The sequence below is a fragment of the Acinetobacter lactucae genome (genome assembly GCF_013122135.1).
GTDB lineage: Bacteria > Pseudomonadota > Gammaproteobacteria > Pseudomonadales > Moraxellaceae > Acinetobacter > Acinetobacter lactucae.
The window spans coordinates 2,522,182-2,544,936 of the sequence record NZ_CP053391.1; the positions used below are offsets into that span (position 1 = coordinate 2,522,182).

20 protein-coding genes are annotated in these 22,755 nt (G+C 37.1%); 3 read left to right on the forward strand and 17 right to left on the reverse strand.

Annotation, left to right across the window (positions count from 1 at the left end; all coding sequences use genetic code 11):
* Positions 1 to 95: 95 nt before the first annotated feature.
* On the reverse strand, positions 96 to 560 hold the full coding sequence (gene soxR / locus HLV59_RS11780; protein ID WP_061875064.1) for a redox-sensitive transcriptional activator SoxR: 465 nt from the start codon (positions 558 to 560) through the stop codon (positions 96 to 98).
* A 194-nt stretch (positions 561 to 754) separates the two neighbouring features.
* Positions 755 to 1,048 (reverse strand): hypothetical protein, encoded by a 294-nt coding sequence (locus tag HLV59_RS11785; protein ID WP_016141447.1) that lies wholly within the window; start codon positions 1,046 to 1,048, stop codon positions 755 to 757.
* Positions 1,049 to 1,491: 443 nt separating this feature from the next.
* Here HLV59_RS11785 and HLV59_RS11790 point away from each other — a divergent pair, with 443 nt between their 5' ends.
* Complete coding sequence (locus tag HLV59_RS11790; protein WP_079748333.1) at positions 1,492 to 2,151, forward strand: epoxyqueuosine reductase QueH; 660 nt, start codon at positions 1,492 to 1,494, stop codon at positions 2,149 to 2,151.
* 268 nt (positions 2,152 to 2,419) lie between these two features.
* Here HLV59_RS11790 and pdxR read toward each other — a convergent pair whose 3' ends face one another.
* A complete protein-coding gene (gene pdxR / locus HLV59_RS11795) occupies positions 2,420 to 3,895 on the reverse strand; it encodes a MocR-like pyridoxine biosynthesis transcription factor PdxR (RefSeq protein WP_171430024.1) in 1,476 nt (491 codons plus the stop codon).
* 111 nt (positions 3,896 to 4,006) lie between these two features.
* On the opposite strand from pdxR, the gene HLV59_RS11800 reads away from it, so the two are divergent.
* Entirely contained in the window at positions 4,007 to 4,462 is a 456-nt protein-coding gene (locus HLV59_RS11800) for a GNAT family N-acetyltransferase (protein WP_081174460.1), read from the forward strand.
* Between the two features lie 38 nt (positions 4,463 to 4,500).
* Here HLV59_RS11800 and HLV59_RS11805 read toward each other — a convergent pair whose 3' ends face one another.
* The 4 genes from HLV59_RS11805 to HLV59_RS11820 form a co-directional block, all read right to left on the reverse strand.
* Entirely contained in the window at positions 4,501 to 5,658 is a 1,158-nt protein-coding gene (locus HLV59_RS11805) for a winged helix-turn-helix domain-containing protein (protein WP_171430025.1), read from the reverse strand.
* Positions 5,659 to 5,788: 130 nt separating this feature from the next.
* A complete protein-coding gene (locus tag HLV59_RS11810; protein ID WP_171430026.1) occupies positions 5,789 to 6,970 on the reverse strand; it encodes a cyanate transporter in 1,182 nt (393 codons plus the stop codon).
* Positions 6,967 to 7,452: a nucleoside deaminase gene (locus HLV59_RS11815; RefSeq protein ID WP_081175965.1), complete on the reverse strand. Its 486-nt coding sequence runs from the start codon at positions 7,450 to 7,452 to the stop codon at positions 6,967 to 6,969. The genes HLV59_RS11810 and HLV59_RS11815 overlap by 4 nt, the downstream gene beginning before the upstream one ends.
* Before the next feature lie 16 nt (positions 7,453 to 7,468).
* Complete coding sequence (locus HLV59_RS11820) at positions 7,469 to 8,137, reverse strand: ankyrin repeat domain-containing protein (RefSeq protein WP_200042828.1); 669 nt, start codon at positions 8,135 to 8,137, stop codon at positions 7,469 to 7,471.
* Between the two features lie 147 nt (positions 8,138 to 8,284).
* Here HLV59_RS11820 and HLV59_RS11825 point away from each other — a divergent pair, with 147 nt between their 5' ends.
* Positions 8,285 to 9,142 (forward strand): LysR family transcriptional regulator, encoded by an 858-nt coding sequence (locus tag HLV59_RS11825; protein ID WP_171430027.1) that lies wholly within the window; start codon positions 8,285 to 8,287, stop codon positions 9,140 to 9,142.
* Here the strand turns inward: HLV59_RS11825 and HLV59_RS11830 are convergent.
* The 10 genes from HLV59_RS11830 to tssM all read right to left on the reverse strand — a co-directional run bounded on the left by HLV59_RS11830 (position 9,139) and on the right by tssM (position 22,753).
* The gene (locus HLV59_RS11830; protein ID WP_200042829.1) at positions 9,139 to 10,092 is read right to left on the reverse strand and encodes a M15 family metallopeptidase; all 954 of its coding nucleotides are present in this window, start codon (positions 10,090 to 10,092) and stop codon (positions 9,139 to 9,141) included. The two genes, HLV59_RS11825 and HLV59_RS11830, sit on opposite strands and share 4 nt — an antisense overlap.
* Before the next feature lie 7 nt (positions 10,093 to 10,099).
* Positions 10,100 to 10,720: a hypothetical protein gene (locus tag HLV59_RS11835; protein WP_171430028.1), complete on the reverse strand. Its 621-nt coding sequence runs from the start codon at positions 10,718 to 10,720 to the stop codon at positions 10,100 to 10,102.
* 12 nt (positions 10,721 to 10,732) lie between these two features.
* Complete coding sequence (gene icmH / locus HLV59_RS11840) at positions 10,733 to 11,539, reverse strand: type IVB secretion system protein IcmH/DotU (RefSeq protein WP_031947939.1); 807 nt, start codon at positions 11,537 to 11,539, stop codon at positions 10,733 to 10,735.
* Positions 11,540 to 11,556: 17 nt separating this feature from the next.
* Positions 11,557 to 12,921: a type VI secretion system baseplate subunit TssK gene (gene tssK / locus HLV59_RS11845; protein WP_086394619.1), complete on the reverse strand. Its 1,365-nt coding sequence runs from the start codon at positions 12,919 to 12,921 to the stop codon at positions 11,557 to 11,559.
* A gap of 16 nt (positions 12,922 to 12,937) precedes the next feature.
* Entirely contained in the window at positions 12,938 to 14,032 is a 1,095-nt protein-coding gene (tssA, locus tag HLV59_RS11850) for a type VI secretion system protein TssA (protein ID WP_171430029.1), read from the reverse strand.
* A gap of 22 nt (positions 14,033 to 14,054) precedes the next feature.
* A complete protein-coding gene (gene tssH / locus HLV59_RS11855; protein ID WP_163120259.1) occupies positions 14,055 to 16,736 on the reverse strand; it encodes a type VI secretion system ATPase TssH in 2,682 nt (893 codons plus the stop codon).
* A gap of 148 nt (positions 16,737 to 16,884) precedes the next feature.
* Positions 16,885 to 17,148, reverse strand: a complete 264-nt coding sequence (locus HLV59_RS11860) for a PAAR domain-containing protein (RefSeq protein WP_004793184.1) — start codon at positions 17,146 to 17,148, stop codon at positions 16,885 to 16,887.
* Positions 17,149 to 17,164: 16 nt separating this feature from the next.
* Positions 17,165 to 17,932 carry an OmpA family protein gene (locus tag HLV59_RS11865; protein WP_057105249.1) on the reverse strand — a complete coding sequence of 256 codons (768 nt, stop codon included), beginning with the start codon at positions 17,930 to 17,932 and terminating at the stop codon, positions 17,165 to 17,167.
* Positions 17,933 to 17,934: 2 nt separating this feature from the next.
* Positions 17,935 to 18,894: a type VI secretion system-associated protein TagF gene (gene tagF / locus HLV59_RS11870; protein WP_014206363.1), complete on the reverse strand. Its 960-nt coding sequence runs from the start codon at positions 18,892 to 18,894 to the stop codon at positions 17,935 to 17,937.
* Positions 18,895 to 18,931: 37 nt separating this feature from the next.
* The gene (gene tssM / locus HLV59_RS11875; protein ID WP_163120258.1) at positions 18,932 to 22,753 is read right to left on the reverse strand and encodes a type VI secretion system membrane subunit TssM; all 3,822 of its coding nucleotides are present in this window, start codon (positions 22,751 to 22,753) and stop codon (positions 18,932 to 18,934) included.
* Positions 22,754 to 22,755: the final 2 nt, after the last annotated feature.

The window sequence follows — 22,755 nt, forward strand, 5'->3', positions numbered from 1 at the left end:
TTACAATAAAAAACTCTCTTAGAATTATATTAACTGCTCTTTAATTGATTGGAATTTAAAATATTCTGTCCTAAAAAAATTATTAAATATTGTAATTAAGGCCTCTCTAAAATTCGTGGTCCAGCTCCTTCTTTCGCTAATACGTCATCAGGATTTCTTAAAGGACATTGCTCGAGTGACAAGCAACCACAGCCAATACACCAGTCCATTTCATCACGTAGTCTAGTTAATTTTTGAATACGCTCATCTAGATCTTTTCGCCAATGGCTTGATAATTCTTTCCATTGCTTGGCTGTTAATTTGCTTCCCATAGGATAGGCGCTAAGTGCTGCTTTAATTTCATCTAAAGAAATTCCAACTCTTTGAGCAACTTTAATAATCGCAATATATCTTAAAACGATTAATGGAAAGCGGCGCTGATTACCATTGGTTCTTATACTTTTGATCAGCCCTTTCGCCTCATAAAAATGTAGGGTCGAGACAGGAACCCCACTCCTTTTTGCAACTTCACCCACAGTCAAAACTCGACTAGGGTCAGCTTTTTTATTTTCACTTATCATGATTGACCTCAACTTTACTCGAGGTTTATAAGAGAGCCTATTCGTTTTGTCAAATAAATCATCCAACCGCTTTAACTGCAAAAAACATTTACTGAACTTATCGGTCTTATATAAAACCTAAGCAGTTAAATTGGATGAGATTATTAACTCATTTAAATCTATAAAATGGATTGCTGATATTTAAAGTTAAGAAATTAATTTTGTAGAGTACATGGACACCCACAAATCCAAAACATGTTGTAAACAAAAGGCATTGGTGCTCCTAGAGGATAGACCTTCGCTTGTTCGATTTTATAAGTTTTTTTACGTGACTCAATGTGAAGTATATTATCGTAGCGAGCAACTACAATTCCCTTTTTATATAATTTTTTCCGTTCATTCTTTGCATCAAATTTATATACCAAAAAGTAAACTTTTTCTCCTACGCTGATCTTTGAATGATTAACCATAATGTAACCATTACAATACTTACATTGCCAATCTTTCATATCTCAAATTATCACACGCTTAAGTTTAAAAACACATTGATTTTATAGTATAGATTTATTAAGGCTACAAATCTAAAGAAATATTTCAATTGAAAAAATAAGGTTTTATTGTGACACATATCACAATAAAAATATAAAAATTTCAAATTATATTTATAAACATCAATTACTTACCTATATAATTTTTAATATTATTATTTTTAAAAATATTAAATCTATATATATTTCAACCAATTATATAGTGTTTTAGTTAGTAAATTTAAATATGATTTCATAATTAATTTTAATAATTCACATATTTCATTATACTTAATTTAATATTCAATACAGTAATAAAGTATTTTAAATATTAAATGAATTTCATGTTTAATTGAAAATAATTCATTTCTCATTATACAAAATAAAAATATATAATTATTAGAATTGCAATTTAATTTTTTATTATGTCAACTCAACGTTTAAAATTAAAACTCCCATCTGGACATGATCAATTATTACTTCATTCTTGTTGTGCTCCTTGTTCAGGAGAAGTCATGGAAGCATTAATTGATTCCGGAATTAAATTTTCTATATTTTTTTATAATCCTAATATTCATCCAGTAAAAGAATATCTCATCCGCAAGGAAGAAAATATTCGTTTTGCAGAAAAGCATAATATTCCATTTATCGATGCAGATTATGACACGGATAATTGGTTTGCTCGAGCTAAAGGTATGGAAGATGAACCAGAACGCGGTATTCGTTGTACCATGTGTTTCGATATGCGTTTCGAGCGAACTGCCCTGTATGCACATGAACATGGCTTTAGTCTCATCAGTAGTTCGTTAGGAATTTCCCGTTGGAAAAATATGGCTCAAATTAATGACTGCGGAATTCGAGCAGCATCCAATTATCCAGATATTCAATATTGGGATTATAACTGGCGCAAAAATGGTGGCTCTAGTCGAATGATTGAAATTAGTAAGCGAGAAGAATTCTACCAGCAGGAATATTGTGGCTGTGTATATTCTTTACGTGACACCAATCGTTGGCGTATGAGTAATGGTCGAGACCGAATTAAACTAGGTGTTAAATTTTATAGTAATGCCATGGAAGAAGATTAAATCTTATTTCTCTTAAAAAATTAATTCATTCTAAGCTATATTTATTGCTAATAAAAAAAGGCCACATCTGGAGAATGTGGCCAAAAGGTGTACTGTACTGAGCTTTGATATTATTAGAATAATGAAGTTAGCTTAAAATAAGATTAATAAATTTTTTCTATTTTTAAAAATTTCATCAAAATATTAAAATCGTATAAACATTTTGCCCTTCTCATTAAAAATAAAATCGCTCTAAAATCTAGATATTAATTTGAAAAGTTTAGCTATTTTACTTTTTAATGCTGATAGCTAGTCTCCTAATATTTTCTACTATTTCCTCAGGTTGATGTGCAGCATAGCCCAACAGAACTGCTGCTTTTTTCGACTCAAGTTGACAATATCTTGATAGAGGTTGAATCTCCAAGTTCAAGACCGAGCAATGAGAAATAAATTCCTGCTCAGTCCATGGTGCTTTTAACCAACATATAAGATGAATACCTGAATCTGTCGGCTGAACATCCAGTACATCTGAAAGGTATTCATTAATAACGTTAATCAATACTTGTTGACGCTCATAGCATGCTTTTCGAACTTTACGTACATGTCGAGCATAGTGGCCTTGTTGAATGAATAAAGCTAAAGCGACCTGCTCTAAATATGAACTTCTCACGTCAGTATAGTATTTAGCTGCACTAAAGGTTTCAATTAATGCTTCGGGTACAACCATGAACCCTAAGCGAAACTCCGGAAACATCATCTTGGTAAAAGTGCCAGAATAAATGACTCTCTGCTGCTGGTCTAAACCTTGTAGTGCTTGAATTGGGTGCGTGCCATAGCGAAACTCACTATTATAATCGTCTTCAAAAATCCATTTTTCTTCTTTGTTTGCCCAATCTAATAAAGCAAAACGGCGAGCTAGACTTAAAGTTCCCCCTAAAGGAAACTGATGTGAAGGTGCTGTATAGACCAGTTTGCTTTTGAAGTAATGATCTGTAATGTCAGAAATTTGCATTCCCTCCTCATCACTTTCGATCAAATTTACCTGAGCACCAAAACTTCGAAAAATCTTAAAAGCTGCATCATATCCCGGCTCATCCAAACACACTTCATCATTTGCTTGAAGTAAAGCATAGGCCGTTAAATGAATAGCTTGCTGCGTGCCATTTACGATAATAATTTGCTCTTCGTTGCAGTTCAGCCCTCGAGTGGAGCGGACATATTCACAAATTACCTGACGCAAAGGTAGATAGCCACGGGGGTCGTAAAATTGTCCAAGCTGATAATATGACTGCCGCCATGCTTGTGTTAATAACTTTCCCCAAAGTTGATGAGGAAATAAATCAATACAACCCACCCCCACATGGAACATTTTTTTCTTTTTACTTAACCACGATTGCTTTCGCCATGAATCCAATAAAGCTTCAATATTCGGATTAATATTCAAGGATTGATGATTATTTTTAGATGTTTTCTTTGAATTTTCCTGAACATGTATTAACTGATCTGGTACGACCTCAGCAACATAGGTTCCCGAACTTGGTTTGGTAAATAAATATCCCTCATCAAGTAATCGTTCAAGAGCCGCTAATACAGAATTCCTTGAAATTGACATCATCTCTGCCAAGGCACGACTTGAGGGTAATTTTGTTCCGGCAGTTAGCCTTCCATCTAAAATTGCATCACGCAAAGCCGTATATAGCCCATCTTTAATCTGGCCTTTTGGCAAAATTAAATGTGGAAAAGATGCAGAAATCGAAGCGGCCATATCAAAACTGGTACTGTTAAAAATATCAAAAGTGTATCTTATAAAATACCACTCTCAAAACTACACTCTAATTGTCGATTTTTTATTACTTTAAAACAGAGTGCAATTATTATGCAAAATCAAGATCTTCAAATCTTGCCAGTTCAACAGCAAGACTATACGCAATGGGAAAAATATTGGCTTGCTTACCAAAATTTTTATCAAGTAAATTTACCCCTTCATGTCACAAAAGTAACGTGGGAACGATTTTTCGATGAGAATGAACCTATGTACTGTGCCGTTGCTAAACAAGGTGAGCAGGTTTTAGGAATTGTGCACTATGTTATTCATCGTTCAACATGGGCAGAAAATAATTACTGCTATTTAGAAGACCTTTATGTTTCACCTGAAGTTCGTGGGCAACATATTGGTAAGCAACTCATTGAATATGTGCAGAAGCAAGCAATCGAACAAGACTGTGACCGTTTATATTGGCATACTCAAGAAACCAATCTAAGAGCCCAAAAGCTCTATGACTGGATTGCACAAAAACCAGGAATTATTGAATATCGTATGCCTTTGAACTAAAAAAATGAAAACACCAAAAGCTGCAGTGCTTTTGGTGTTTAAATTTTAGCAAGAATAAGCTTTATCACTTTGTCATTAATAGTTGAGCATTGATTAAACGCTGCAAAATGCTTGAGCTCTTGCTCCAATTCGAAAAAGAAAAGCTCCTTATTTTTTACTGTTTTTTCTAGATGCAGACTAATTACTTCTAACTCTTTTATAGAACGATGCGCTTTACAATCTAATCGGCCGACTAACTCATCTTGATATAGAATCGGTAAACAAAAATAACCATATACCCGTTTAGCCGCTGGTACATAACATTCAATCCGATAATCAAACTCAAATAAAGAAGTTAAACGGTCACGATGAATAAGCGAGTTATCAAAAGGTGAAAGTATTTTTAAACCGAACTGAGTATTAAGCTTTTGTTCTAGTGCTGCAGCATCAACATATAGCGTTTGACCATTCTCAAGCTTAATTGCAGATACTACACCTGCGTCAATATATTCCTCCAGCACGGCACGCATAGTTTCTTTTAAATCATTTTTCTTTAAATGAACCAATTGTTTCCATGTAAATGCACCATGTGCTCGAAGCGTATTATTAAATAAATACTGCGCATATTCATAAAGCGTAGGCATACTTAAATCAATATTTTCAGGCAAGCAGCGCTCGGTCAAATCATAGACTTTTTCCATGCCATTACGCTCACAGATCATCAAGTCACCCTGCATATATAACTGCTCAAAAGCACGGCGACCTGGTCCTGTATTCCACCAATTTCCCAAACTTTTCTTATTATTCTTATCAATGTCTCGTAGTCGAATTCTACCTTCAGCACGAACACGGGCTAAAATTTCATTCATGAGGTGCTGATCACCTCTATTGAAATAACGACTTTCCCCTTTCCTCACAGACATCATGGCAGGCAGCGCATAGCGATAATCTTTCATAGGAAGATAAGATGCGGCATGATACCAATATTCAAAAATCTGGCGTTCGCGTACCAAACTATTTAAATGGTTTAAATCATAGTCTGGCACTCGGCTCCACAATATATGGTGATGAGCTCGCTCTACAACCGATATGGTATCAATCTGCACATATCCTAAATGCTCAATCGCCTGTAAAGTGCCTTCCAAGCCTTTGGCAAATCGACTAGTTTTTCCTAGGCCTTGATTGAATAAAGTAAGCTGTTTCAAAGAAGAAGTCATAAAAATCAAATATTGTTGTATTCATTTAAAAGCGGAAAATTTTCAGTTCTATCGTATCACTATTTCCTAATTTACTTGTGTTTTAGAATCGGTAATTCTCTATAAAAAGAAATTCAGCTCATTCAAAATCTTATAGACTCAGCTTAAAATAACTTTTAGGAGCCAATCTAATCACTAAAATAACTACTAATATCACACTGGCTAAATGGAAAAGCCATCCCGCTTTGTAAGCCCCCGTAAGATCATGCAAAATTGCAATAATCCATGGCGGAATTGCTGCCAATAAGAAACCACCGCCTTGCATCAGTGCAGATAAAGCACCTGCATGAATCGGCTCATCAAAATGATCTAATGCAACTATAAGCGTTAAGGCAAAACATCCTCCCAAACCCGCACCTAAACAAATTGCCCAAAGTATAGAAGCAAACTCAGGTATAAAAGCCATTCCTGCAAACCCAACCATTTGCATAGCTAACGTAAACCATAGCCATGGACGTCGGTCTTTATATTTTCTTGCTAAAACGGGCAAAATAAGTGCTGAAGCTGCTTGGCTCAAGGCCAGTAAAGCAAGTAGTTGTCCACTTTGCGCTGCACTCCAACCCTGATCTTGAAAGGAAGGCGCTAACCAAGCTACGACTGATGAGTAACCACCATTTACAAGCCCGAAGCAAACCATTAATAACCAAGTTCGAGGTTGATTTAATAACTTTCTTACGGGCGCACGATGAATGGATGAGCTAACTTTTGATGGTAAAAAAGCCAGTGCCAATATAAATGCAAATAAAGCTGGAATAGCAAAAAAAGCCAGTCCAATCGACCAAAGGCCCGTTATATTTGAAATTATGGGAGCTAACCATGCTCCTAACGCCCCACCGCCCATGAGCATAGCTGAATAAAGCCCCATCATCGGACCTATGTATTGGCTAAATTCTCGTTTAATCATGCCCGGAAAAGCCGCTTGTATCATCGCAACACCAAATCCAATTACTATTGCGCTAATAATTAATCCTTCGGCTGTAGGTAATAAAAAACGGACAGTACATCCCGCACAAATGGCAAGTAATGCACCAAGAATAGCTTTTCGTTCGCCCACATAGTTCTGCAATATTGGCCCAACAAATGCAACAAACCCCATAAGCATTATCGGTAGCAAAGTAAGTAATGCCATTCCTTGTAGGCTTAAGCCAGTGGCTGTTCGAATATTGGCAATCAATGGTCCAATACTTGTGATAAATGGTCTTAAATTAAGGCCTACCAAAGTTACCGTTACAACAAGCATGGGACGAGTAAAAAAAACTCCAGATTGCTTCATTCTTCTGAGCCTAAATTCTTGGCTTGATAACTCTTCCAATGCACATAAAGATCAGTGCGGTTTTCAACTCTGATGGGTATATATTGAATTTTCATTGATTGCTCAGAAAACGGCTTGGCAAGCTCAATATATATTTCGGCTGTAGATAAACCAAATGGTGTTCCATCTTCATTAGAATATGCATAGCTCACCGACTTGATACCTGCTAAACGCATTGCAGCCATACACATTGGGCATGGATGGCCACTTGCATACACAGAACAGCCTTCTAAATTGGCAGATCCTAAAAATTGGCTGGCTGCACGAATCGCCAGTAATTCGGCATGTGCGGTGGGATCATTGGTTGTCAGAATCTGATTCACACCTGAAGCAATAATTTCTCCATTCTTTACAACCACTGCTCCAAATGGTCTGCCACCTTTTTCAATATTGTTATAGGCAAGCTCAATCGCATTACGTAAAAACTGTTCACCTTTTTCCATCATGTACTCTCACTTTTTATTTTGCACCAGCTGCAAGAAGTCTTTTTTCAATTTCGCGGTAGCCTCGTGAACGTGCATGTTGTAATGGCTTAATGCCGTCTTTATCTGCCAAGTTCGGATCGGCACCTGCTTTTAATAAAAGCTCTACAATGTGTCGATATTTTGGTTCTCCATTGCCCAAAATGATGGCCTCAAGCAATGCGGTCCACCCCAAATTATTAACATGATTAACATCTACACCAGCCGCTATTAATGTACGAACTGTTTCAACATGGCCTCGCTCCGCTGCGGGAATGAGCGCAGTCCCACCGTAACGATTAGTACTTTTTAAGTTCGCACCATGCATAAGTGTCATTCTTAGAATTTTTAAATATCCCTGTGCGCCAGCGTACAAATACGGACTGTCTTGAATATTATCTTTTGCATTTACATCCGCACCGGCTTCTATCAGCATATGAGCAGCATGTACATTATTTGCTCTTGTTGCGACCATCAAAGCAGTCGAACCAGTTTCATCCCGCTCATCAATTAAAGCCTTTTGAGATAAAATCTTTTTTATAGATTGAGTGTCGTTATTTATTGCTGCCTGATGTAAAGGGTACTCACTCATTGCATTCGTCATATTTGTAAAACCTAAAGCCCCTAACGCGACGATCAGATTCATCCATATTAGTGACTTACGCATGCTGATCTCCCAATAGAAATTTATGGCAAAACATTTTGCAAATAGAATAAACACCACCAAAAGTATTTGGAAATTAAATTATTTAATCTATAGTATTAAGATTATAAATACTTATCTGATCTGCTTTTAAACGTAGCGGTGCTTAATATGTTTGATCCTCGCCTTTTACGTGCTTTTGTGACTATTTTTGAAACGGGCAGTTTTACCGCGGCCGCCGATCGATTACACCTGACGCAATCAACGATTAGTCAGCAGTTAGCACGGCTTGAAGAATCAGTCGGTCATGCGCTTATAGATCGAACAGCAAGACCTTTCAAATTGACCGTTTCGGGAGAATATCTGATTGGTTATGCACAAAGGATTTTGACTCTTCAACAAGAAGCTGAGGCCATACTTAAAGATCCGGCAGGAAGTATTCCTATTCGTATTGGTTTACCAGAAGATATGATGAGTTCTGCAATGGCTGAAGTTTTCGGTATATTTGCCAAAGAGCATCGTTCCATTCGTTTAGACGTAACCTCTGGCTTAAGCCGGAACCTAACAGAGCTTTATCGGAATGGTGAATTCGATATTATTATTGTCAAAGAACCCGCAGCCAGTGCTGATCACCACGCTACATTCCCAGAAGAAATGGCATGGTTTGCAAGTGAAAACTCAAAGACTCCATGGGCCGACCCCGTGAGTTTAGTCACTTTTCCTCAAGGAGGACTTTATCGGGACGAAATGTTCGCAACCTTAGAACGTGAGCGGCGACGTTGGTATATTGCTTTTACTGGTAGTAGCCTAGAAAGCGTGTTAGTTAGTGTTGAAACAGGATTAGGGTTATCTTTATTGCCTGTAGCTACGACCAATGGGCGTAGAGTACGTCGATATGATTCATTAGGTGCTGTGCCACCTATGGTCGTTTCAATTTACACTTGGGAAAAAGCTGGGATCATTTCCCAGCTTGTAGATAAAATGACGTCTGTTTTACAAAAACGTTTTCAATCCTCAATCAATGTTTAACTTATATCATTCGAACTTTCAGCAATAAGTTTTTCCGCCATTTCTTGAGTTTTTCTTAAGCCCGGCATACGGAATTCGGTATGCCCATAATCTTGAATAGATTTCCAACGTCCACCCCAAGTAAGCCCCACCGATTCGGCAACTTGTCCATATAACCGATAGCCTTGCATCGCCCACGGATCCCGTTCAGAAATAACCACTTTCCCATTTCGTTTAAATGCTACATCAGCAGCTAAACCAAATTGATGATAGCTTTGATACCCCCTCGCTCTAGTCGTGTTAGGATTGCCCGCAAGCATATTCTGACGTGCTGGGCTACGATAACCTTCTAATAAAACCAACTCATAACCATACTGTTCTTTCATGATTTTAAACACCATGAGTAAACGCTGTTTATAACGTGGGTTCATTTTGTCCCATTTACGATCAACCAAAGTCGTGTCTAGAATAGCTCGGCCATCGAAACTTGCATTATCAATCGGTGAAGAATTAATAGCTCCACTATTTTGAGACGAATATTGCTGCTCTAACTGCGTAGCCTCAACGATTGCGGCTTCAATTAAGCTTTCATCCACTTCTGGTGGTGGTGATAATATTTCACCATTTAAAAGTGCATAGATTTGAGGATCAGTTTTTTTCAGATATTCAGCTTCAATTCGAGTTGAACTAATCGGACGAGTAAAAGCAAAAATTAATATACTGGCAAACAAAAAAAAGCCTGCAATTACAATCCACCATTGCTGTAAATGCCAATGAGATTGTAATTTTTCAGGAGCAGCTGCCTGATTCATCGTTTGAGCAAATTGCTTCACCTGATTCAGCTGTTTACGCCCTTGAGGCAGTAATGACAAAACGAAATCTTTGCTTCTACTCCTAAGTTCATAAGACATTAAAAACGCTAAACCAATTGCCAAACATGTAAAGCAAAAGAAAATGAGAAAGACCATCATCAGTTCATTAATTCACGGCAAAAGGACTTCGTGTAATTTTAATATCTACCGATGCCTTAGGTGGCTCAACCTCAGGTTCTGGTTCGGCTTGAGCTTTACTCTCAACTACGGGTTTAGCCTGTGCTACTTGCTGCTGCGGTTTACCCACTGTTTTTTGCTGAGCTGGCTGTACTTTAGGTTGAGTCGTTTTAGCTAGGCTTGTCTGTGGTTGAGGCACAACTTGAACTTTCTTCTCACCCGTTAGCTGTTCATCAAATGGGGAAACTCGTTGTTCATTCGCAGCAACAGCTTTATGGGGAACAGGTTTAAAGATATTACTTAATTCATTATCTTTTGGCTGTTCAAATCCATCACGGCTCATTGAGTCTGTTTCGTTGTCTTGACTTACAGCAACCTGATTTTGTTCATCAGAAGAATGAGCAGCATCTTGATTTAAAATTTGCTCTTCTGTTGATTTACTCTCAATTGCTGCTGATTCTGGCGAATTCGGTTGAGACAAGAACAGGAATAGCGAGATGCTGACAAACACCCCTGCAATTACACCAATCACAATATAAAGTAGTGGTGATTTCGGCTTTTTTTTATTCGATTGTAAAACTCGAATAGAAGTTGGTTTTTCCTGAGCCATTTCGTACCATCATCAAGGTAAATAAATTGTAATATGCGCTTGCTCTTGAGGAGCAGAAATCACATTTTGATAATTAGATAATGCTTTATCATTTTGATTGTTCAGCATAAATCTTAAGCCTGCAAAGGTAAGTAATGCAAAAATCAATAAAAAGATCAAAATCCAAAAGAAAGGAACTTCGCGATGAATAATATTTCGTATTTGATCGGGAATTGCCGAGAACGGCGAAAATGCAACTTTTTTCCCTTTTAAATAGTCAATTTCATCACCCACTCGTGATACTAAGTGGTTCAGACTTTCAATAGACTCAATGCGATACTTACCTTGAAAACCAAGTAAAAGGCAGTAATGAAATACTTCAAGAGCAGCTAGTCGTTCTTTTCCACGGCTTCGCAATTGCTCCAAAATTTCAAAAAAGCGATAGCCCGCTAACTGAGAACCAAACAAGCTCAATTGCAACGGACTAATCAACCAAGCATTCTGTAAATTAAAATAGCTTGGGTCTTGTTGCGTTACGATGGTTTCATCAATTAATGCACAAAATGCATATTTAGCATCATGAATATCATCAGCTGAAAATTGCAATTTTTTGGCTTGTTGCTCAAATTGATTAAGCAAATTTAAGGTTTTTTCACGGAATTGCTGTGGATCTGCCGGTACATATTGATTTCGAATTAAAAAAATCAAATAAAAGCCATCATGCAATAAATCAATAAGGTTAATTGCCTGTAGTTTTGCTTGCGACTGGCTATTGTTATTTCCACCCGTCCCGATTTGCCCATCGTCAAATAAAGAAGGAGCGCCTGTAGATTGTGACATTTTTCTCTCCTTTACCGTTAAGCGTTCATAACCGCAATCAATTCAATACTGATATCTTGGAAACCAGCTGGAACATAAATGCAGATCGTCTCTGAATCTAACATGCGCTGATATAGCTCGTGATGCGGTTCAATTTCAAAATAACTCACACCAGAACGTACCGGTATCGCAGTTGGAACCTGAATTAAGTGATGTAATGGAATTGCAGGTAATGCAGCAACTACACGTTGCTCTACATCTAAAGTGCTACCAATCTTAAATCGTAAAGGTACGATCTGGATTAACTCATGGGTCTGCATAGCACTACTTGATACCGCAATATAAAGTCGAGTGTCTCGAGTGATTTTATCGGTTTCAAGACTTCCCACCCAATATGAAGGTCGGATCTCTTTAAGCGCAATACTGATATAACGACTTGAAATAATCGTATCGAGTAAATCACGTAGAATCGTGTCTAACTGAGTAAAACTTTCTTGTAAATTATGGTGTTTATAAGCAGGCAGTTGATCAACATCATAGGCTGTCGAGAAAGTTAATAATGAACCTGCTAAACGCAATAATTCGAAAAACAACCGTTCTGGATGGATTTGTGGATATTGTACAAAGTGATTTAAACCAGCATGAGCTGTATTTAAGGCATTCACTAACCAGAAAGAAACGATATCACCTGAACGGAATTCAATTAATTTCTGTTCATTTTCTCGGTTATTGGTTTGAATCGTCTTAATTTTTGCCTTAATGACATTCAGTGTTCTTTTTAAGTTTGAAATGAGTGATTCAGAGGCATCCACGTGCAAAATTGGTGGAATAAACTTTCGGTCAATTTCAAAAGCACCAGAGCTTTGACGCTTAATTTTTCCAATCGGCAGATATAAGAAACCATCTAAATTATGGTCTGGATTACTATGCACATCTAATAATTTAAAAACAGCACGGCGGCGTAGCAAACTAATATCCGCTTCGGTAGCATTCGTAAATAGGTCATGCGTTTCAACAAGGTGAGATTGATATCTGCCCTTTTGTGCTTGGTTTTGATCAATGAGATTTTGCTTATTTGCTTGTAAAAGCGGCAATGCCAAATAGATTAGCATCTCACCACGTAAATTAAGATCATCTAGTAAAATTGGTTCAGGCAATAGATCGTATGCAGGTGCCTGATAAATTTCACCGTCTTGCCAGATCATCTCTACAGACTCAAGAGCAAGAATATGTGTGCTCAATTGAGCCTCATCGAAACTTAACTTCTGAATACCATACGAAAAAGGCACAACTGCACGAACCGTATGATTTAGGCGTTGTTCATGATAGGTATCTTGAATTTGGAAATGTTGAGGTCTTAAAAATAAACCTTCGCCCCACAGGACTTTTTCAGCTTTAAACATATGTCTTTACCAATCTTTATTCATATTCATTTTTAGGCTGCACACCTAACATTTCCTGAACCATTTGTAATGGATGCTCATCTTTGATGACTTGTGCTAACCATTCATGTAATGGCATTTGACTCCATTTAATCGTTTTTTGAAGCATATAACTCACAGGGCTATGAGGTTCATTTGCTTGGAAGTAATCTGCAATCTCTTGCAGCACTTTCATTGCTTGCTCGCGGTTAGCCAAGTGCGTTTGTGCTTGAGGCTGAAAAGCAGGCTGAGTTGAAACAACTTGTACAGGCACTTGATTTTCCATAGATGAACTCGTGATGACAGTAGCCTGTTCTTGGATTGGTGCAAGTCCTGCACCAAAAGCTTCTGCTTTATAAATCTTGCGTAATGTGCTGTGAATAGTCTCAAATGCTGAATCAATCGCAGCAAAACTTGGCGAATCTAGTCCCATTAAATGATCGAGAGTTTGCTTTAAAACATCCCACTCAGTTAACACTGAACTAAAATCTTGATAGTTAGAATATTGAAAAGTTTTAGACGTATTAAAAATAGCTTGGTCGAATTGCTCTAATTCCGATGGTCCCGACTGGCTGTCATACTCTTCAGTTTGTTTACGGCGAACATTTTCGTGATAAAGAAAATTATCGTAATCAAGCAAATTATAATAAGGAGCCGTATTGGTTAAAGGAACTTTCTTTAACAACATCGGAAGTTGATTAATTAAACCCTGTAATAAACCAATGCGTTGATCTAAATCATCATCTTCAATAACAGGATGAATTTCCTGCCAGTATTGATTCAGCATGGAATGGCTTAAAGTTAAACCTTTCGCCATACCTTCAAAACCATAAAGATGAGTCCAAGCTTCTAAGAGCCAAGTTAATAGACGAATATCTTTCGTTTTATCTTTTAGCAAAACACTTGTGTTCTTTGCTACAAAGTCCCAATCGGCTTGTTTGCGCTCAGCAACCCAATCACCTTGATCTAGCAATAGATCATCTTGTGTCTTCGCTTTTTTTATTTCATGAAATTCATTAGAAAATGAAAAGTCGTCACCACAAGGCAAACTATCACTAATGGGTTCAAGTAGTTCAGAAATATCAATATTCATCTAATTTTAGCTCTATTCAATTTTAAACTTCTGACTTCAATTTTTTACTAGTCCTTTTTTTAGCAGCTTTTGCAACCGGGTCTAGTACATATTGAATTTCGTCATCTTTAGCATCAATCATGATAATTTTTGGTAGTTTTTGCTCTGCTAAAGCCACCAAAATTTCTGTAGCCAATGCAGGTAACACTGTAGAATTTAAAATATTATCAACGTTACGTGCACCGCTATCGACTTCTGTGCAACGGCTTAAGAGTAACTCTACCAAATCATCAGAATACTGGACTTGTGTTCCATATTGTTTCTCAATTCTTGCTGTGATTTTGCCTAACTTATGCTTAATGATTCGTACAAGGAGATCATCATGCAGTGGGAAATATGGCACAACTCTCATTCGGCCTAAAAATGCGGGCTTAAATTGTTTATATAAACTTGGTTTTAGATGCTCAATCAACTCTTCAGCTGTAGGCCACTCTTCTACAGGTCTATTTAAGCAGGCCTGCATAATGGCACTTGAACCAGCATTTGAAGTCAGCAATATAGTCGTGTTTTTAAAGTCAATTACTCGTCCTTCTCCATCTTCTAAAGTACCTTTATCAAATACTTGATAGAACAGTTCCTGAACATCACTATGAGCTTTTTCAATCTCATCAAGCAACACAACACTGTAAGGGTTACGACGAACAGCTTCTGTTAAAACTCCGCCTTGGCCATATCCGACATATCCTGGAGGTGCCCCTTTTAGCGAAGATACAGTATGGGCTTCTTGATATTCAGACATATTAATTGTGATTAAATGCTGCTCACCACCATATAACTCATTTGCCAAAGTTAATGCAGTTTCAGTTTTACCTACACCACTCGGTCCCACTAAAAGAAATACACCTTGTGGCTTATTCGGATCTTCAAGTTTTGCTTTTGAAGTTTTAATGCCTTGAACTAATTGTGTGAGTGCATAATCTTGCCCCATTACACGCTCGCCCAATTTATCTTCAAGCGTTAATATCTGTTTAATTTCATCATTAACCATTTTTCCAACAGGAATACCTGTCCAATCAGAAATAATTTCATTAATGATTTGAGAGTTTACTCTTTCAAATACTAACGGTTGCTGTCCTTGAATTTCAGCAAGATCTTTACGCAGTAGATTAATCTGATCGAAAGCTTCAGACTCATTAGCATGATTCTGTGCTTCTAACTCTTGAATTTTATGAACAAGTTCTAATTCTTTTTGCCACTGCTCGTCGGTTTCATGGATCTCTTTTTGCAAAGATTCTAAATTAGCTTTTAAAGCTTCCAATCGTTCATGATGTATTGGAATCTGACGATGTTCATTTTCTAAAATTTGCTGTTCAAGCTTTAAGTTATGTTCTTGGGCCTTTAACTGATCAAGCTTTACAGGTTGAGCATTTTGAGTCAAAGCAACACGTGCTGCAGCCGTATCAAGCACACTAATTGCTTTATCCGGAAGTTGGCGACCACTAATATATCGATGTGAAGAATGAACTGCAGTAACGATCGCCTCATCATCAATTTGCAATTTAAAATGCTGCTGCATGACTGGAATCATCGCCCGCAACATATCTACTGCAACTTCTTCAGTTGGCTCTTCTACTTTTACTACCTGAAAACGTCGGCTCAATGCAGCATCTTTTTCAAAATACTGTTTGTATTCTGCCCAAGTAGTCGCAGCAATCGTGCGCAACTCACCACGTGCAAGTGCTGGTTTTAAAAGATTTGCAGCATCATTTTGCCCAGCTTGTCCACCTGCACCAATTAAAGTATGCGCTTCATCAATAAATAAAATAATAGGATGAGTAGAAGCTTGAACTTCTTGAATAACTTGTTTTAAACGGTTTTCAAACTCACCTTTAACACTTGCACCCGCCTGTAAAAGTCCCATATCCAGCACATGTAAATGAACATTTTTAAGGGCATTTGGTACTAAACCTTGAGCAATTTTTAAAGCTAGACCTTCAACCACGGCTGTTTTACCAACGCCTGGCTCTCCGGTTAAGATCGGATTGTTTTGGCGTCTACGCATTAAAATATCGAGCATTAATCGAATTTCATATTCACGTCCAATAACTGGATCTATACCGCCTTTTTTCGCTTTTTCAGTAAGATTAATCGTATATTGATCAAGTGCAGGTGTTTTAGCTACTTTGGTATTTGCCACAGTCGCCTCTGTTGACTCCGGCTCATCAAGTGGTGTTTTTGTTTCATCTTGTTGTTCAACACTCTTCTCACAAATTTCAAGAAACTTGTGTTTCATTGAATCAATCGGTAAAAGGTCAAATAAACTCGAAGCTCTTGTTGCAATTTGATATAAATCAGGCGCAGTTAATAATGCAACTAATAAATGACCACTACGAATAACGGGATTTTGTTCAGCCGAAGCTAATAACCAAGCTTGTTCAAACAAACGTACAATAGATTTAGCAAAAATAGGAGTTCGGGTATTACCTTTTGGTAATTGAGAAATTGTTTCTTTTAAATCATCAGCTAAAGCTTCAGATGAAATTTTATATTTTTTTAATAAAATTTTTAAATCATTCTCTAAAGATTGATTAAGTAATTCTAAAAATAAATGCTCAATTTCAATTTCGTAATTTTGTTGAATAACACAAGCATTAGCTGATTTTTCTAAAGCAGTTCGTGCAACTGTAGAAAGTTTTGTAATTAAAATTTTTAAATTACTCATCATTACTCTCAATATTTTTAAATAATTTAATGCTTAAAATCATAATGCCTGTATATTAACAAAATTCAGCTTTATCAGACAAACTACTCATCATTTCAAGCGTTAATATGTTTTAGTAGATATTTATATCTATATAAAAATATCTCTACCCTTATCCTTGATTAACTAAACTCTGTTTTGGTAATAATTTACAGCCACATGATAATGAATCATTTACACGGGCTGCGGATTTTCCCATGACAAGCATATTTGGATCTCCCGATACAATCGTAGAAACCGTTTTGTGTAACGGACAAGTTGCCTTATCTCCTACACAAGCAATTGCAATTCCATCAATTAAAAATGTACTGTTTCCTGAAATGACTTGCCCTCCACCAGTGGTTGGGCATCCAATCGTAATGTAAGGGCTAGCCATGTTCTTCTCCTTATATTTATAGAACAGTAAACTCAATCCGACGGTTTTTCTTTCTTCCTTCCGCAGAAGTGTTATCTGCAACTGGCTTAGATGAACCTAAGCCTTCTGTAGATAAATGATCAGCAGGAATACTCTTACTAATCAAATAATTTTTTACTGCTAATGCTCGATCTTGGCTAAGTTTTAAGTTTTTAGTCGCATCACCGGAACTATCAGTATGACCAATAATTTTGACTTTTTTACCGCCTACTTTATTTAAAGCAACAGCCATCTCGTCAAGAATTTTTTGACCTGCATCAGTTAAAACTGCACTACCAGATTCAAACTCAATAATTCGATTTTTAAGTGCGTCATCAATGATTTTTTGCTCAGCCTGATTGACTGATAATTGCGAATATAATTGATATGGTGGCTGCACTAACCCTTGAAAAGATTGAATTGTAGGTTGGATATCTGCTGGATTCAGCATTTTTCCACTCAACTCAAACCGAGTACCATTTACGCTTAATTTCCCTTGCGAAACCTTTTTAAGATCGGGGGTAATCACTCGCGTCACCGAGTCACTCCACCCATTTGGAGCAGCTACCGGTCTTACTTGTATTTTATCTACAACCTGATCGGCACCATAAACAGACTGCATTTTTAATAAGATGGCCTGTTTACTCGCTTCGTTAGGAACTACACCTTCTACGACAATCGGCTGAGCTAAAGCATAGTTAGTTATTGCATAGATAAAACAGCCTTTTATGAGCTGTGAAAGTTTAGTTTGATATCGTTGATTCATTTTCATTCACCCAAAAAAGTCTGTCTAAATAGTTTTAAACCTTGATTTAAGCTTAATTGGCGTTGGCATAATGATTGTTCTAGCGTAGCTAAACCAGCATTCTGTTCCAAGTAAGTATCAATCCATTGTGCTTCTATTAAAGAAACCCAGTGTTTACTATCCATATTCTGAGTAAAAATATCGCTAAGAGCTAAAATATCAGCTCCTTGAAAACCGAAGAATAATACCGGTTGCTCTCGATGTAACAAACCTATCAGCACCTCAGTATTATGTTCTTTTAAAAAACGACAAATAATACTGACCCAAAAGGCTGCTATTTCATAACTGTAAGCAGGATTATTAATAGGCAAAATTAAAACTTTATTTAAGCGACTGGTTCCATTTTGTAAAATTGGCTGAAGTAATAATCCTAGCCCAATCATACTTTGCGCCAATTCATAAATACTTAACTTCATGAGTTGAGCAAATGAATGCATCGTATGATTTTCATAGAAACCTACACACTCGCGTTCAGTTAAAACCTGAATCTGATTTTGTAAGTGACCTAATTTTCCGAGTAATAGATCTGAATCTTTAATTCCTTTTAAAGCACGATTGTTTTGGAATAAATCAACGAGTACATGTTTATAGCTATAAGGTGCATACAGCAAATTATCATATGGCAAATCAATTTCTAATAAATGGCTCAGTACCATTGGAAAAGACCGACCTGAACTATCTTCACTTGCCAGTAGGTTCGCTGCTAAAAACATATTTTCTTTTGGATTTGCAATAAAGAAATCCAGTGAAGGCAATGTGTTATAAGCTTCTTTAAAGCTGCCCGATTGCATTGCATATTCCAATGCTTCAGTAATCCACTGATCAAGTAATTGTATTAGCGCATTCTGACCTTTTGTTTTTAAAAAGTCACCTCGTGCAGGACTTTTGCCGTAATACAAAGGAGTGGTTTTTAATGTTTGCATTATTGCTCCTCCTTTCGCATAGAGATTATTTTCCATGTCATGGTTTAACTCCCGCAGAAGGCTGAGCGAGTGCTGAAACAGGATTTTCAGTTCTTGCTGGAGCAGCTTGAGCTGGTGCTTGCTGAGCAGATACCACACGAGCTGCTTTGTCAGCAGTGACTTTATCCACCAGTTGCATGCCTGCATAACCACGGCTTGAACCGATACTGCCTGAATTGCTGCTGATGAGACGGAAATTCATTTTTACAAATAAAGATGGATCAGTTTTACTACGCCAAAGCATTTCAAATCCGCCATTTTGTTCTTTACGCTGAGCACTATCAATTAAACGGTTAATACCATACTCACCTGGTTCATCAAAAATCGTATGCGTTTGACCTTGTAAATCTACTGCTGTAATACGAGCGCCCGGAATACTTCCTTGGTTTGGCCAAATGAAGTTAACCCACTGCTGAACACCATTTTCATAAGTCATACGCTGACCATCGATATCAACGGTATATGAAAGTAACTGTGGGTTTGGAATTGGGTAGAACTGGAAGTTCGATTGGTTGGTTGCTGGTGCCGCAGGAGCTTGAGCATTCAACTCACCTGTTGCCATACCATTGGCTGGTGAAACATATCTTTGGAAATTCATGACGAATTGAGGGTTTAAACTAATTCCTAAATCTTTCCAAGTTTTAGACGTTAATGTATAACCACGACGAATCACAAATGGATCTAGGCTTTCTTTGACAAAGCGAGAAATACTACCGTTCTCACCCAAGATTTGACCAATTTCACTACTTGTCGCCTGCAAAGAAGCTGATGAGTTAAATGGATATTTCTTAGCAAGATTTGCTGTAAATGGCTGATAAGCTTGCATTACCCATAATTTGTTAATTTCGTCTTGGGTCGGTGTAATTAAACTTTCAAAAGCTTGCGTAAGTGGACTAACTACCAATTTTTGTAGTAATCGCTGATCAATTTCATTGAAACCAACCGCCATTTTTTCATCGACAATTTTTTGAGTTTGGTTAAATACAGACGTTTGCTCATTAAGGGTTTGCTTGACTAATGTCATCGCATTAGGTCCAATTTCACCCGCATTCTTAAGCTCGTTAAACTTACTACGAACTAGAGCTAAATTTGTCATATATTCATCAAGTAATGACTTACCTTGTTGGTCATCACGTTTGCGAACCAACTGATAGAACATTTGGTATTCTTGAGAAATAGCGCCTTGAGCATTATTTGCCACTTGATTAGCTACTTGCTTATCATCATGATTTAAAACTTTACGCTTAAACCATGCAATAAATCCTTTTTGTGGAGCTGCGAGCTCAGCTTGAACAACCGGATTATCCCAGTTTGTTTCGACTGCTACTCTTTCAATTAATGTTCTAATTGGAGAATTTTGCGGTTCACCTAAGACATCAATATTTTTAACTTGCTGAGCAAATTGACCAGCTTTAGCATAGTGAATACCGCTTAAGAATTTTCTCCATTCCGCAATATATTCTTGTTTATAAAGCGCTGTTAGCTGCTTTCTAATTTGCTCTGGACTACCTGAGAAAGTTAAATCATCAGATTGACGACTATTTAGCACCCAATCTTTACTATCTGTTGGCTTATCCGCGGCCTCTTCAATTGCTTTTTCTACATAGTCATTCCATGCCTTTTGAGTAAATACACCAGGCAATGCATAACTTCCTAATACAACATTTTTATTGGCTTCACCTACAATCTGACTTACAGTCAACGCAGGGAAGCGTACTGCTGCACGCATTTTTATTTCGTTATAAACACGATCTCGCGCAGGCATTCCTCGAACAACCGAGAGCAATACTTGACGTGTTTGATCAACAATTTGCGAATCTGCTTCTAAAACTGGGAATTGTTTATCATTTGCTAAGGTCATTGCATACGACAAGATCTGTTCAGCTTCTTGAATCATATCTGCACGCGGCATTTGACCTTTATTTGCATCTAACCAAGAGCGCCAGAAACGCGTAACCTGATCGCTTAGATGACTTGCATCCATATATTGCGGATTGCTCATCATTAAATAAGCTTTTAATGCGTTATAAGCATCCTGCGGATTGGTATCTGAAGGTTCCAAATATTGTTGAGACTGAGCAGTTTGCTTGATCTCAACATTCGTATGATTCGCTTTTAAGGTTGCTTCATTATTTTTTACACGTTGCAAATATTGAGCAATGTTTTGCTGTGTCGGTGTTAATACAATTTGCTTAACACCTTTTAAATATTCGGCTTTTAACTTTTCGCGAAGCTCATTGCCCTGATATAAACCAAAACTAAATTTAAGTGGTCTATTTTCATCAAACTCGTCTAACTGCTGTAGACGTCTTTGAAGAATTAGCAAAGCTTCTAATTGAGTAGATAGTTGCTGACCAGAAGCTCTTTCTAATTGAACTACCTTATTTAAGTCAGCTTGCACTTCACCAATTAATTGTTGGTTGTTACGATAAGACCAAACCCATACACCTAAAATAATTGAAACACCCGCTAAAGCACCAATAAATGCAATATAGCGCTGACGTTTTCTACCCGTATTTACATGCTGCTTAACTAAATCTTTATCTTTTAGAATAACATCCGAAAATAGACCATTTAAGAAATAGCCATGATTAGGAGTATTTTTTGAATAATCTTTTAAATCACTTTGAGCAATTTGAGTCAGCTTAAATTCTTGTGCAATTTGTTCAGTCATTGGACTTTCAATTACACCTTCTTGCAAAGCACTCGTGAAATAAAAACCACGGAAAACAGGTTGAAATTGATATGGATTATCTTCAAAAAGTGTACCGATAAAGCTTTTTAAGGCTGGTTTTAGTGTTTTAAATTCTAACGGGAAAGTCATTACACTTGGTGAAATATTTTGCGAATGACGGCGGCTTAAATGAGTCGAACTTACCCCTTTTAGACCATCGTAAAGGATGTTGTAATGTTTTTCGAATAACTCTACAGCATTATGTGAAGAACTCTGTTCATATGGAAGCGTTGCTCCCCAAGCTTGGTTGTATTCTTGAGCTTCGTAAAACTCAAAGAATTCAGTAAAACCTGCAATTAAGTCCATCTTTGAAAAGACTAAATAAACAGGCACAACAACTTCTAAACGTTCAGTGAGATCTTGAATACGTGCACGTAAGTTTTTAGCAAGCTTTAATGAGTTTTCAGGACTTTGACTAATGAGCTCAGCAATACTAACAATTAGAATCAAACCATTGACCGGCGCTTTAGAGCGGTTCTTCTTTAAAATATTTAAGAAACCTAACCACTCAGAATAATCTTCACTATAAACAGAATAACGACCTGCTGTATCGAGCAAAATACCTTCTGTTGAGAAGAACCAGTCACAATTTCGAGTACCACTTAAGCCAGCAGATACCATTTTCTGATGCGTTTCTTCAAACGGAAACTTTAAACCAGAGTTATAAATGGCTGAACTTTTACCTGCTGCCGGGTTACCAATAACCATATACCAAGGAAGCTCATATAGTGCAGCATTCCCTTTTTTATCACCCAACTTAGATTTACGAATCAATTGAATTGATTCTTTCATTTGTTGATTAATAAGCTGAAGTTCTTCTTTATCTTTATTTTTGCCATATTCAGCTTGGTTATCTTTTTCAATTGCTTCAGCTAGCTCTTCACCTTGAGCAGCATGCTTTCTTCGTTGAATAAGCCAATAGATACCATAGACAATAAGACCCAAAGCATAGGCAGTTGCTAAAGCCCAGAATATATGACGAGGAATTGAAGTATATGAAGACATCAATGCCACGAACAATGACACGGCGATAATTGCTTTAGGATTCGTGATGTACTGCCACAAGTAGCCTAAAATTGTATGCATTC